We start from the raw sequence: 12,475 nt of genomic DNA, 5'->3' as shown, positions 1-12,475 counted from the left end.
ATCGTATATAAGCGCTCGTCATGGGACACTCTGCCCGCTCCTCGTCCGAGTGGGAGCCATCACACGGAGGTTTGCTGTGCCGGCCACAGGCTTATCGGAGTTCCCGGAGATGCACCATCTATGACGACGACAGCCGAACTCGCCGACTTCGCGTTGTCGGTCGCATACGACGAGCTATCAGACGACGTTCAAGAAGAGCTCAAAAAGCGTGTACTCGATTCAATCGGTATTGCTGTCGGCGCGCTCGGAGCCGACGCAGTGGAAATCGTCCACGAAACGAGCGTCGAGATGGACACAGCGGGTCCGTGTCGATTGTGGGGAAGCGACGATACGGCGGCACCACCGACCGCCGCACTGTATAACACCACTCTCACACGGTATCTCGATTATATGGACTCGTTTCTCGCGCCGGGAGAGACGCCACACCCGAGCGACAACATTGCGAGTGTGATCGCGTGCGCAGAGCAACAAGGACTCACTGGTGCCGACCTGCTCGCAGGGATCGGGGTCGCGTACGAGGTGCAGGGTGAGTTGGCGTGGAACGCACCTGTCCGTGACCGGGGCTGGGATCACGTCACTCACACCGTCCTCTCGGCCGCAACAGGAGCCGGTCTGGTCAGTGAACTCGACCGCGAGGAACTTCGGAATGCGATCGGTATCGCTGGGACAGCACACAACGCGCTCCGGGTAACGCGGACTGGTGGCATCAACGAGTGGAAGGGCATCGCAAGCGCGAACGCAGCCCGTAACGCCGTCTACTCGGTCGCGCTGGCGGATCACGGTATGGAAGGCCCAACGAACTTGTTCGAGGGGCAAAAAGGGTGGAAACAGATCGTCAGCGGCGAGTTCGAGATCGACCTCGACACTGGATGCGAACGGGTGTTTGACACCATGACGAAGCGATACGTCGCGGAGACGTACGCCCAATCCGCAGTCGAGGGGATTATTGAACTCGCCGAAGAGCACGATATCGACGCTTCGAGGGTTGAATCCATCCACCTCGACACGTTCGAGGGTGCAAAGCTCATCATCGGCGGTGGCGAGGGATCGCGCTATGAGGTCGAAACGAAAGCCCAAGCCGACCACTCGCTGCCGTACATGCTCGCCGCTGCGCTCATCGACCGCCAGATGACGAACGACGCCTACGATCCTGAGCGGATCCAGCGCGATGACGTGCAGACACTTCTCCGGAAGGTGACGGTCGAAGAAGACGAAGTGCTCACCGAACGCTTCGAAAACGGCGAGATGCCGGCGAATATCGAGATCGAACTCGACGATAGCACGTACCAGATCGAAAAAGACGACTTCAGTGGCCACCCGAACAACCCAATGTCGTGGGCACAGATCGAGGAGAAATTCACGACGATGACTGACGATCGCTACGCTCGGGAGCGTCAGAACGAAATCATCGAAACGGTGAAATCACTGGACACGTGCGACGTGGTTGATCTCGTCGAACTGTTGGAGTAACGCTTGCAGTTTCGAACGTTAAATAATTTTTTTGGAGGGACCGTCGTCGATCACACGACAGTGAACCGGGGTGTGCTCTGTGAGAACAGCCACTTGAGGACGCCAAGTACGATTATAGTAACGACGCACCAGAGCAACGGCGAGATACCAGACATACCTGCGAGTCGCAAAAGATACACTGCGGTACCTGACATCCCCGCAGTGACAATGATATTGATCCAATTATTTGTTACTATTTCATCCACTATTCTCGATGACAAATATGTAATTAATGCCCATGAAACTCCAAAGAAGACAGATATCGAAACGATGCTGGAGGGAAATGATTGTAGGACCATCTTCAATCGTATATGTATCGAAGTGATGAATATGTACCGCTCAATCAATTCTTACCACATCACTAATCGTTAGAGGAGGTCGATATCTCGAACTGTGTCGGTGCTTGCACAATCCCCGTCAATCGATAAGTGACTGACGCTCTTAGGCTAGAATCATGCCAGTAGACAACCGTGCCTTTGACTTTCTTCGGGTGAACGATCGTCCGGACAAGCCACGGGAGAAGGGCATCACCGAGATACGGGGCCCGTACTACGATCCGATGGGACCGCGAGAGCTGCGCGATCTCTTGGAGACGATGGGTCACTACGTGGATATCTACAAGTTCTCCGGTGGGTCGTTCGCGCTGATGCCCGAGGACGCGGTTCGTGAGCTGATCGACACGTGTCACGAGTTCGACGTCGCTGTTTCGACTGGTGGATTCATCGAGCACGTTCTCGTCGCGGACAATGAGCACGTTGAGGACTACGTTGTCGAGGCAGGTGAGTTAGGCTTCGACATCGTCGAAATCTCGTCGGGATTTCTCGCGATTGACGTGGATGACATCGTTTCACTCACCGAACTCGTCGTCGATCACGGTTTGAAAGCCAAACCCGAAATTAACGTTCAGTTCGGTGCTGGTGGAGCATCGAGTGAGGAGGAGCTGTTAGAGGAGACTCAGCAGGACCCGGCGCTGGCAATCGACGAAGGCCGTCGGCACCTCGATGCGGGCGCGTACAAACTCATGGTCGAGGCAGAGGGCATCACCGAGAGCGTGACCGACTGGCGAACCGACGTTGCCTATCAGATCGCCACAGAGTTGGGCATCGAAAACTGCGTCTTCGAGGCCCCCGGTCCAGAGATGTTCGAGTGGTACATCAAGAACTTCGGACCAAACGTGAATTTGTTCATCGACAACTCCCAGATCGTCGAATGTGAGTGCATGCGTTCGGGACTGTGGGGCAAAAAATCGACGTGGGGACGGATCACATCGTATGGTGAGTGAAGTGTCTCCGTCATCACCAGTTTCATCCGCTCGACGGACAAAACTACACGTATGAACGTCCGCAAAGCAACCGAGGCGGATGTCACGGCGATCCACGACATCGCACGACAATCGATACAGGCGTCGTATGCAATCAGCCCCACCGGTATTGATGTTATTGTGGAGGAGTGGTTCGACGCGCGGACGATGGCGGATCGGCTCGCTGATAGCGTTATCGGTGTCGCTGAAATCGACGATACTGTTGTTGGGTTTTCGGAGGCAAAGATCACAGACAGCGAGGGGCAATTGCTCTGGCTCCACGTTCATCCGGAAGAACGAGGCCAGAGCGCGGGAACGGAGCTGTTCAAATGGACGAGAGAGAGACTCTCCGATCGAGGCACGACCGATATCCGCGCCCGAATCCTCGCCAGCAACTCGGAGGGTTCGGCATTCATCGAACAATTCGGATACGAACGAATCGACCAACGCGACACCGAGTTCGGTGGCGAGACGTGGGATGAACACATCTACGGATCGTCTGAGAACACGGCTGATGACAACACCGAATCTCAAGACGTTCCATCGACGATCGAAGTAGAGGGTCAAGAACGGTTCGTCGGCAGCGAGGAGATACCTGGTGACGAAGCTCCGCTCCACCGACTGTACACAGACGCCGACTACGAAGAGCAGTACGGATACTACTGTTCGAGCTGCGGGTCGGCAGTCGAAACGGTCGATGAATTAGACCGAATCAAATGCACGACGTGTGGAAACGTTCACAGACCCGACGAGTGGGATGGGGCGTATTTATAGCGACAGGCCCATTCGAGTCGTCTGATCCTCCCGTCCAGTGTTTTCTCAATATATCACATCACTACTGTCTCTCACTCAGCGAGTCCAAGCGCAGAGAGATCGACGTGCTTGCGAACGAGAGCAGCTGCGCGGTCGTGTGGTGATTCTATTTCCGTCTCAGTCTCGGACTCACGCTCTGCCTCTATCGTTTGTCTCTTAGTCAGTGTCGGGGAGCGTTCGATACCCGCGTGTTCGAAGACGCTGTCGAGAAATGCATCACGTACAGTCTCATTCTCGAATAGACCATGGACGTACGTTCCAAGCACGCGGTCAGTCGCCGCACCCATTCCATCAAACGGTCGATCGACCGCCGTGAGCGCCACGGTTTCGCCCATATGAATCTCGTAGCCGTCAACGACTCCGGACGCTCCCGTGAGGGGACCACAGCCGTGAATTGGTCGGGAAACCGGTTCGACGTGCTTCTCCTCGGTAAATCGTGTCTCGACGGGAAGGAGACCGATCCCCTCGATTTCCTCGACAGAACGCGTCCCCTCAACCGCGGCGTTCGTGATCCGCCTTCCGAGCAACTGATAGCCGCCACAGAGACCGACGATCGGACCATCGAACGCCCGAAGACGGTCATCGAAATCTGCCGAGCAGAGCGCAAGACAGTCATCGACCGTATTTTTCGTACCGGGAATGACAACCGCGTCGGCATTTTGAATCTGGTTGGTAAGCGGGAGGTACGCGATGCGAACGCCCGGTTCGCGCGCCAGCGGTTCGAGGTCAGTAAAGTTCGAAATGCGCGGGAGACGCGGGACGGCGATTGTGACCGCTCGTTCGTCTGAAACCCCATCGTTCGCACCGAACGTAGCTCGTTCTCCACGTGGAGGAAGCGAGACGCTGTCTTCCTCGGGAAGACCTGGATCGTTGTACGGAAGCACGCCGAGAATGGGAACGTCAGTCCGCTCTTCGAACGCCTCGATACCGGGGGTAAGTAATGAACGATCGCCGCGGAACTTCGTGATGAGACAACCGATGACCCGTTTGCGGAGATCCGACGGCATGAGCGACAGCGTCCCAACGAGGCTTGCAAAAACACCACCGCGTTCGATATCCCCAACGAGGAGAATATCAGCGTCAGTAAAGCGGGCCGTTTCGACGTTCGCAAGATCGCGGTGGTGGAGGTTGATCTCCGCGATTGAGCCCGCGCCTTCGGCAATAATGTGGTCGTACTCGTCAGCGAGGCGTTTCCACGACTCGCGGGCAGCAAGATGAGCACGGTTCCAGTGCTCGGCGTAATACTCGCCTGCACCGTAGTGGCCGACAGCACACCCGTGAATGATGAGCTGCGATTCGCCGTTCCCGCGCGGTTTCAAAAGAACGGGATTCACGTCTGTAGTTGGACGAATACGGGCCGCGCGGGCTTGCGTGTACTGCGAAATACCGACCTCGCCAGCCTCTCCATCCGGCGTTGCAACTGCACGAGCGTTATTCGACATATTCTGCGCCTTATACGGAGCGACAGGGGAGTCACGGGTGGCAAGCAGGCGACAAAGCCCAGCAACGACGGTTGATTTGCCGACGTGGCTCGCCGTGCCCGCGACGAGGAGCGTGTGAGTCATGGGGTTGAGCGTGTGTCGCTCCGAGTCATCGGCCGGGCGCGAGAGGAACAAGGGGAGCGTGCGCCGCCCTGCGTCCTCCACCGCAATTCCCTAACGCTGCCATAATGAATGTTTCGTTTTCTTGCGGAGTTAGTTCAACCTACATATTAAATTCCAGCTATTTCTGGTATTTATTTATCAATATTTGGCTTTTTGCCGCTACGTCATTCGTCAGTCTACTGGTTTCCTTCCAATAGACTCCGTAAGATCGGTCGCATAGAAGAGTTGAGACCAAAGTATAGCGATGTTAGTGTTCAAATGTAAGTTTAGCCTCAGCAACACGGCCTGCTTCCCACCAACAATCCGATCAGACAAAAAAGATTCCCGAAACGCTTTGCTAGCGAGGGGTCAACCCAGCAGCCTCCTTCATCGAATTCCACCCGAGTTTACTCGATATTCCGTGCCCGCTGGGATGGTGTTCGTCTCGATGTTCGTTGTACGATGCGATCGTAAGATTTCCCTCAACGCGTTGACTCACTGTCTGAATTGCCCTGATCGCTGTTTCCCGTGAAATCTCAGATTGATACTCACGACGCTCGAGATCTGCTTCTTCTTTTGTCCTACTCCACCCGAATTTTTTGGCGATCCTCCCACCGCACGGGTGATTGTCATCGCGGTGTTCGTCGTATTTCGCAAGCGTCATTTCACAATCCATACGCTGAGAGACAGTTTTGACGGCTGTAATCGCGTTACGTTTCGTGACTTTGTCACGTGTCGAGCGCGGATCGATATGAAGTCCTGCTTCCTCTTTGATGTCGTTCCACCCACACTTGTATAGAATATCAGAAACAGAGGGATGGTGATCATCGCGGAGATTCTCGTACTTTGTCTGAGACAAATGGCCACGTTGTCGCTGATCCACCTCGATTAATGCTTGTTTGATAGGGTCCATATCATCATCAGATTTCATATCATAAATATTCATGCAGCCTTTTGTATTATTTTTTACTGTGTTTGGACTATTCCTACAATAGATCATCATGATTAGAGAAGACAGTTTGTCAATACTAGGTCAATCAGCGTTGAGACTGCCATTGCCATTCTGATAGGTTAGTCTCATCCTCAGTCTCGTTCGCGTCGATGGAACGCTGACCCGGACGCTGTCGTTGTTTAGTCTCGTTAGTATTGCTGTCAGTTCCGTTCCGGTTGGCTGCCCACGGCGTGCGTTGGCGTTCTGAGTGTGAGTCGCCCCGAACGTAATGAGAGAGTGCAATGGTGCTGTATAGACCGACCAAGATCACAATACAACCACTGCAAACGAAAAGAAGGACAGTGATCGGCTCCATGGCTGGGCGAGGACTAGGATATGGGATAGTAGTTGTGTTTTCTACTGATAGATCTCCCCGTTGATGCGAATCAACGAACAAATCTCACCGTATCCGTTGTCGCCTAAAACACAGATCATCTCAAAGTAACCCGAACCACGCCTGCGACCCAATCATATACTTATTTCCACATCGTCCGTAGAACTTCGTCAGACGACCACCGACAGATTATATCATTTTCTCTATATTCAACAAGAAGCAGTGTCGGTTCGAATTCATCGATTAATACCAATTGTATTATTTCGTCACCAGATCAGTTGTTGCAGAGAAGAAATTCTGAAAATTCACGACGTCAGCGGTGAGCTGATCACGATCGATCGCCAGCTGTCAACCGAGTGTCAGAGGAGAGTGCACATTGTCTCGTCTCTGAGCCGTGCTGCAGAATGTGATTTACTCAGATAATCACAAAGAGATCAAATAGATCGACCACTTACGCTTTCGTATGCAATATTGCTGTCATCCACCGGCTCACCCGAAATGCAAGCGTCGTGTAGACGGTCAGTTCGCGGGCGATAGTGGAGATACTGCTGGCGTGGTACCGGAGGAATCCTCGTGACCGAGTCGCCACCTGTCCAGCCCATGGCTGTCGAGCTCCTACAAGATCTCGGGATGAGTCAATATGAAGCCTCTATCTACGTCGCACTCCTGCGGCTCAGGGGTGGAACCGCCCGCGAAGTGAGTGAGACGACCAGTGTTCCCCGGACGCGAATTTACGATGCGGTCGAGCGCCTTCAGGACAGAGGACTGGTTGATGTCCAAAATAACTCACCGAAGCAGTTCCAACCCGTTGGGCGCGAGACAACGTTGCGTCACTTCCGACACAAGTACGACGACACCGTTACAGAGCTTGCTAGCCAGCTAGCCGACCTCGAACCTGCAGAACGCCAGCAGGAACAGCGCGGCGTCTGGACCACTACTGGGAGCGCTGCAGTCGATGATCGTGTCAGCAACTATCTGTCGTCTGCAACTGACGAGATCGTCTATCTAACGATTGACCGAGTGTTGAGTGAGGAGATCTTAACCGAGTTGCGCGCCGCAAGCGAGCGTGGAGTGGCTGTTCGGCTCGCCAACAGCACGGAGACAGGACACAAACGGCTCCAAACTGCAGTTCCAGCGGCCGAACTGATCGAGCCACCGTGGGCGTGGGACGGCCCACCGACCGGCCGCTTACTCGTCACTGATCACAAAACCGTACTCATGAGCACACTGGCGGAGAACGATGGATCGACGGAAACAGCGATTTGGGGAACTGGTACGCAGAACAGTCTTGTTGCCGTCCTTACAACTATTGTCGAGTGGTGGCTGGGTTAGACGATCAGAGAAATGCTGCAGAACAAGAGCTCATTTCCTCATAACCAGGAATTTTCTAGATCCAGATGGTATGTGAAACACAGATCAAAGGACAAATTTCATACCATATGAGAAGTCTTAGGTATCGAATGATGGCGTCATTCATCGAGATTCACGATGCATAATCAGTTCGTAACTCAGATACTCACAACACATTTTCAACGGCACAGTCAGTTGTATAGCACATGAATCGGGTGCTGAAATGTTATAGTATAGAAAGCAAGTAGATGGTAATGGACAAGACAGTAGACAGCCGGAACATGGAAACGAACGAGCACACAGCGACGGCCGGCCCCAGTATTGACGGTCGGTGTACTAGACACCATTCAAACCATCGACCGGAGGAGATTTTCAAAGTCAGATAATGCCGACAGATTCCACTGATGAAGCCGACAGAGATCACCTATTACCCAACAGTGACGATGATTTGGAGTGGCGTCCGATCGTGCGCCGCTCGTTTAAGTGTGATGGCGACATTGATCTCGTAAAGGAGATCGTTTCAGCTGTTGCAGACGCAGAAAACACCGAAATCACAACTCTCGGATCATCACTATTCGAAGCAGTCAACGTCACGGCTATCGAAGCCGTATTCTTCGAACAAACACTTCTGGGTCAGCAACGCCACTGTAGCGGAAAAGTACACTTTCGGTATCGAGGATTTTGTGTAACAGTAACGAGCGATGGTCAAGTTATCGTTTCCGAACCTGTTTTTGCTGATACTCTCAAGTGAAGAGGAAAGAGAGGGAATTTTGGACGATCGAAGAGATACGCTACAGATCCACGGGTCGGACACATAGCCTCTCAAAATGAACACACCGACCGAGCACTCACATTTTTCCCGACACCGTTCGTCGGTTGTGCATGGAAACCGTACTCGTTATCGGAGGAACACGGTTCGTCGGTCGTCACGCTGTCGAAGAATTTCGCGCACACGGGTATGAGGTTGCCATCTTCAATCGAGGAAAACACGAGAACCCGTTCACCGACGACGAAGATATCGTCCATCACAAGGGCGACCGAACGGATGATGATGCGCTCGTACGCGCGCGCGATCGCATCGACCCGGACTTCATCATCGACTGCGTGGCGTATTACCCCCGCGACGTACGCACAGCGACGGAGATTTTTGCCGATGCTGATGCGTACGTGTACGTCTCAAGCGGTGCAGCTTACGGCACTGAGGTCGTTCCCAAGCGCGAGGATGAGACGCCACTGTGTGAGTGTACGTCCGAGCAGGCAGTCGATGATTCGTGGGATACCTACGGACCCCGAAAGGCTGCTGGGGATCGGGCTGTCTTCGAGGCTGGAGAACGCGGCGTTCGCGCGATGAGTATCCGTCCACCCGTCGTCTACGGTCCATACGATTACACAGGACGCTTCGAGTACTGGGTCGATCGAGTGAGCACCTACGATCGTCTGCTCGTTCCACACACAGCACTCCGACACCTTGTGTACGTGGATGATGTGGCACGGGGCCTTCGGACGATTGCCGAACAGGGTGATCCCGGTGAAGCGTACAACGTTGGTGATCACTCGTTGCCGGTGCTCTCGGAATGGATCAATCTTCTCGCTGACAGCGTCGGAACGAGCGTAGACCTCATCGAAGTGAGTGAGCGCGAACTCGCTATTGCCGATCTCGAATCGTCCGATTTCCCGTTGTACCGTGACTATCCGCACGTCCTCGATACACACAAGCTCGAGTCGATGGGATGGAGCTCGACGCCACTCTCAGAGGCAGTCTCAGAAACAGTCGAGCACATCAACAGCGCCGACAGTTCTGAAAAACGCGGGCCCGATCGTGACTCCGAAGAACGTGTACTCGACGTGCTCGAAACGATCTAGTCACCCGAACGGGACATTCGTCTCGCACATCGAAGTACCTAGAATAACACATGCAAAACAGCAAACATCTATTTCACGATTAGCAATATTTCAAGGAAGTCATTTGTCGTGAGAATTGCCACCACGCACGTAATGAATCGTTTTTTAACCCGTCGAAGAGAACCGCCATCCATGTTCAAGGCTATCGTGAGTTCGGGGACGCTTTTGTCGGCGCTCGACTCGGTCAGCGTGTTAGTAGACGAGTGCAAAATCCGGCTCGATGATGAAGGCTTTACGATCCGCGCTGTTGATCCGGCCAACGCAGGGATGGTTGACCTTCGACTCGATGCAGGCGCGTTCGAGTCCTACGAGACCGACGATGAGACGATCGGTGTCAACCTCGCTCGCCTCGAAGATATTGCCGGAATGGCCAACGCAGATGACCTGATTCATCTCGAACTCGATGAAGAGACACGGAAGCTCAACATCCAGATTGATGGTCTCGAATACACGCTCGCGCTCATCGATCCAGATTCCATCAGGCAGGAACCGGACCTACCCGACATCGATCTCCCCGCGACAGCCGTCATCGAAGGGAGAGATATCGACCGTGCTGTGAAGGCCGCAGACATGGTATCCGATCACATCGCTCTCGGCGTCGATGCCAGTTCGGAGTACTTTTACGTCGATGCAGAGGGCGACACTGACGATGTCCATTTCGAACTCGACCGCGACGAGCTCATTACTCTCACCGCCGGTGATGCTCACTCGCTGTTTAGCCTCGACTACCTCAAGGAAATGAACAAGGCCATTCCAAATGATGCTGAGGTGAGCGTCGAACTTGGTGAGGAATTCCCCGTCAATATCCAATTCGACATCGCAGAAGGACAGGGGACAGTGACGTTCGTGCTCGCCCCACGCATCCAGGGCGAGTAGGCTACACAGTCTGCTCGATCCAAACTGCATAGCAGAGCGCGTTTGTGACCTCCCGAATAGTTTCCGATGGTTGGTTGCCGGAGGTACTCGTGCCGTAGTTCAGAGATTGTGCCGGATACACGGCTCTACGCGAGTATTTCCACCTCTCACTCATGAACTCACAGAGAGTCGGCCACGAGCCACACTGAAACAGCCACAGTCTACTCACAAGACGAGCGTCAAGAGAACTCAGAGCCGGCAGTGAAATATCGGCTCATCCTACCACTGACCCCGGATATTCGTACTCCCACACTCAGGACACCGCGTAAGATCACCAAGCGGCGGGACTTCGGCAGAGTTCCATTCGCCTCCGTCGAGCGGTGCTTCGAACCCACAGTTCAGACATCGGGGCAAACCTGTTACTGTGATCTTATCTGCCATGGGTATATGTACCAGAGCAAACGTCATAATCGTTTCCACGGGACACACGACGAGGAGAAAGGGAAAGTGTATAGAACAAGCACTGAGCCGTTCAAGCAATCATTCAGACTCAGAGCCGATGATTTCTGACCAATCGACGCGTTCAATTGCGTAGCCACCACACTTGGGACAGACCTGGTGTTGGAGTGAAAACCGACAGCCACAGTGCTGGCACGCATATGGTTCAGACTGTTGCTCCTCCTGGAAGAAAGCATCGCTGAGCTTCTCGATTACACTCATTGTATCTCGCCCAATTTGATCATCCAATAGTATATCAAATGATAATGCTATCTCAATGATCTTACTATGAAGTAGGTAAGGAAGCGGTATAAGCTTTCTGTAGGGATATCAGTTAGGTCATATATCCGTTAACTACCTCTCTTCGTGAGGATCCATACATTTACTCATACATATGTTTGCTATGAAAACCGATTGATTGATACGATAGATACGATACAAGTCACGTACGAGGACCGACCAACCAGCGATGAAAGCGCCATCGACTGAATCAAGCGTGACACTCACAGATCGCGGACGAGCGCTCTGTGACCAACTCACGGAAGAACTGTATGAAGAGTACGATACCGACCCATACAGCGGATGGAAGCAGCTCACAGCGATCCATGACTTTGGCTGGAGCGTTGGCTCTGGCAATCGAGTTGCCGGAAGGCTTCCACACCGAATGGACGGTGAGCCAATCGTTCAAGGATCCCACAACTACGTTCTCAAGATCGAGTTCGACGTATCAGACGAAGCCAGTCACACAGAACTCAGTAACTGGATTGAGACGGTGATTTGGAAACAAGCAGCCGAACGGGGCGTTACGGACCTCTTCGCACCAGTCATCGACCACGCCTCGAATTATCGGTGGCTCGTAATGGAAGAAGTCGAAACCATCGGATACGACTACCCGAACAGAATAGCGACGCCACAGAACGAGGAGACAGCCCAACAACAACAAGAGTACGAACGGCGCGTGGCGTCGTTCGAAAACCGACTCGCTGATGCGGGCCTGGGATTGGGTCTCGACGGAGAAGGACAAATTGGCGTCTCACGGACAGGGAACGTCGTTGCACTCGATTACGAGCATGTCACTGACGAGAGTGTCCCCGATGAACCCGCGTGGGTCGGCAGCTACAATCAGCATCGTGGACGGCGGCTCACACCGAACGACATCAATATATCTGATAGACGAAGGGATCGATTGCGTCGGATCGCAAACGGTACTGACGGCTCGGTCACGGGATACGAGATCCGTTCGCGTATCAGTCAGTGGCGCACGTGACCATCTTCCACAGTTGATACACACGAAATTAATATATTATCCGACTGTTTTGGGATTCAGCGCCAAAAGAGAT

Annotated in this window: 13 protein-coding genes; 8 read left to right on the top strand and 5 right to left on the bottom strand. The window is 53.5% G+C overall.

The features are described 5' to 3' along the window. Positions 1-120: 120 nt before the first annotated feature. From MW898_RS16725 to MW898_RS16715, 3 genes are all read left to right on the top strand, one after another. The gene (locus MW898_RS16725) at positions 121-1,470 is read left to right on the top strand and encodes an MmgE/PrpD family protein (protein ID WP_248908925.1); all 1,350 of its coding nucleotides are present in this window, start codon (positions 121-123) and stop codon (positions 1,468-1,470) included. Positions 1,471-1,963: 493 nt separating this feature from the next. Further along, positions 1,964-2,791 (top strand): phosphosulfolactate synthase, encoded by an 828-nt coding sequence (locus tag MW898_RS16720; protein WP_248908923.1) that lies wholly within the window; start codon positions 1,964-1,966, stop codon positions 2,789-2,791. Between the two features lie 51 nt (positions 2,792-2,842). Then, the gene (locus MW898_RS16715) at positions 2,843-3,583 is read left to right on the top strand and encodes a GNAT family N-acetyltransferase (RefSeq protein WP_248908921.1); all 741 of its coding nucleotides are present in this window, start codon (positions 2,843-2,845) and stop codon (positions 3,581-3,583) included. Positions 3,584-3,654: 71 nt separating this feature from the next. On the opposite strand, the gene MW898_RS16710 is transcribed toward MW898_RS16715, so the two are convergent. The 3 genes from MW898_RS16710 to MW898_RS16700 all read right to left on the bottom strand — a co-directional run bounded on the left by MW898_RS16710 (position 3,655) and on the right by MW898_RS16700 (position 6,512). Continuing rightward, positions 3,655-5,187, bottom strand: coding sequence for a cobyric acid synthase (locus MW898_RS16710; protein WP_248909796.1), 1,533 nt, complete (start codon positions 5,185-5,187; stop codon positions 3,655-3,657). A gap of 376 nt (positions 5,188-5,563) precedes the next feature. Further along, positions 5,564-6,136, bottom strand: a complete 573-nt coding sequence (locus MW898_RS16705; RefSeq protein WP_248908919.1) for a hypothetical protein — start codon at positions 6,134-6,136, stop codon at positions 5,564-5,566. A gap of 106 nt (positions 6,137-6,242) precedes the next feature. Then, the gene (locus MW898_RS16700) at positions 6,243-6,512 is read right to left on the bottom strand and encodes a hypothetical protein (protein ID WP_248908918.1); all 270 of its coding nucleotides are present in this window, start codon (positions 6,510-6,512) and stop codon (positions 6,243-6,245) included. 591 nt (positions 6,513-7,103) lie between these two features. Between MW898_RS16700 and MW898_RS16695 the strand changes: the two genes are divergently transcribed. The 4 genes from MW898_RS16695 (at position 7,104) to MW898_RS16680 (ending at position 10,658) form a co-directional block, all read left to right on the top strand. Continuing rightward, the gene (locus tag MW898_RS16695; RefSeq protein WP_248908917.1) at positions 7,104-7,862 is read left to right on the top strand and encodes a TrmB family transcriptional regulator; all 759 of its coding nucleotides are present in this window, start codon (positions 7,104-7,106) and stop codon (positions 7,860-7,862) included. 403 nt (positions 7,863-8,265) lie between these two features. Then, complete coding sequence (locus MW898_RS16690) at positions 8,266-8,631, top strand: HalOD1 output domain-containing protein (protein WP_248908916.1); 366 nt, start codon at positions 8,266-8,268, stop codon at positions 8,629-8,631. Positions 8,632-8,762: 131 nt separating this feature from the next. After that, positions 8,763-9,743, top strand: a complete 981-nt coding sequence (locus MW898_RS16685) for an NAD-dependent epimerase/dehydratase family protein (protein ID WP_248908914.1) — start codon at positions 8,763-8,765, stop codon at positions 9,741-9,743. 171 nt (positions 9,744-9,914) lie between these two features. After that, complete coding sequence (locus tag MW898_RS16680) at positions 9,915-10,658, top strand: DNA polymerase sliding clamp (protein WP_248908912.1); 744 nt, start codon at positions 9,915-9,917, stop codon at positions 10,656-10,658. A gap of 258 nt (positions 10,659-10,916) precedes the next feature. On the opposite strand, the gene MW898_RS16675 is transcribed toward MW898_RS16680, so the two are convergent. After that, on the bottom strand, positions 10,917-11,078 hold the full coding sequence (locus MW898_RS16675) for a 60S ribosomal export protein NMD3 (RefSeq protein ID WP_248908910.1): 162 nt from the start codon (positions 11,076-11,078) through the stop codon (positions 10,917-10,919). 99 nt (positions 11,079-11,177) lie between these two features. Further along, positions 11,178-11,357 carry a hypothetical protein gene (locus MW898_RS16670; protein WP_248908908.1) on the bottom strand — a complete coding sequence of 60 codons (180 nt, stop codon included), beginning with the start codon at positions 11,355-11,357 and terminating at the stop codon, positions 11,178-11,180. Between the two features lie 247 nt (positions 11,358-11,604). On the opposite strand from MW898_RS16670, the gene MW898_RS16665 reads away from it, so the two are divergent. Continuing rightward, positions 11,605-12,402: a hypothetical protein gene (locus MW898_RS16665; RefSeq protein ID WP_248908906.1), complete on the top strand. Its 798-nt coding sequence runs from the start codon at positions 11,605-11,607 to the stop codon at positions 12,400-12,402. Positions 12,403-12,475 lie beyond the last annotated feature (73 nt).

The organism is Halocatena marina (assembly GCF_023276375.1).
Taxonomy (GTDB): Archaea; Halobacteriota; Halobacteria; order Halobacteriales; family Haloarculaceae; genus Halocatena; species Halocatena marina.
This window is presented reverse-complemented; position numbering and strand designations above follow the sequence as displayed.

Excerpts from the sequence above, each read along its gene's own strand:
- MW898_RS16685 (WP_248908914.1), top strand. The coding sequence starts at position 8,763 with ATGGAAACCGTACTCGTTATCGGAGGAACACGGTTCGTCGGTCGTCAC.
- MW898_RS16715 (WP_248908921.1), top strand. The coding sequence starts at position 2,843 with ATGAACGTCCGCAAAGCAACCGAGGCGGATGTCACGGCGATCCACGAC.
- MW898_RS16675 (WP_248908910.1), bottom strand. The coding sequence starts at position 11,078 with ATGGCAGATAAGATCACAGTAACAGGTTTGCCCCGATGTCTGAACTGT.
- MW898_RS16725 (WP_248908925.1), top strand. The coding sequence starts at position 121 with ATGACGACGACAGCCGAACTCGCCGACTTCGCGTTGTCGGTCGCATAC.
- MW898_RS16700 (WP_248908918.1), bottom strand. The coding sequence starts at position 6,512 with ATGGAGCCGATCACTGTCCTTCTTTTCGTTTGCAGTGGTTGTATTGTG.
- MW898_RS16705 (WP_248908919.1), bottom strand. The coding sequence starts at position 6,136 with ATGAAATCTGATGATGATATGGACCCTATCAAACAAGCATTAATCGAG.
- MW898_RS16680 (WP_248908912.1), top strand. The coding sequence starts at position 9,915 with ATGTTCAAGGCTATCGTGAGTTCGGGGACGCTTTTGTCGGCGCTCGAC.
- MW898_RS16720 (WP_248908923.1), top strand. The coding sequence starts at position 1,964 with ATGCCAGTAGACAACCGTGCCTTTGACTTTCTTCGGGTGAACGATCGT.
- MW898_RS16690 (WP_248908916.1), top strand. The coding sequence starts at position 8,266 with ATGCCGACAGATTCCACTGATGAAGCCGACAGAGATCACCTATTACCC.
- MW898_RS16670 (WP_248908908.1), bottom strand. The coding sequence starts at position 11,357 with ATGAGTGTAATCGAGAAGCTCAGCGATGCTTTCTTCCAGGAGGAGCAA.
- MW898_RS16710 (WP_248909796.1), bottom strand. The coding sequence starts at position 5,187 with ATGACTCACACGCTCCTCGTCGCGGGCACGGCGAGCCACGTCGGCAAA.
- MW898_RS16665 (WP_248908906.1), top strand. The coding sequence starts at position 11,605 with ATGAAAGCGCCATCGACTGAATCAAGCGTGACACTCACAGATCGCGGA.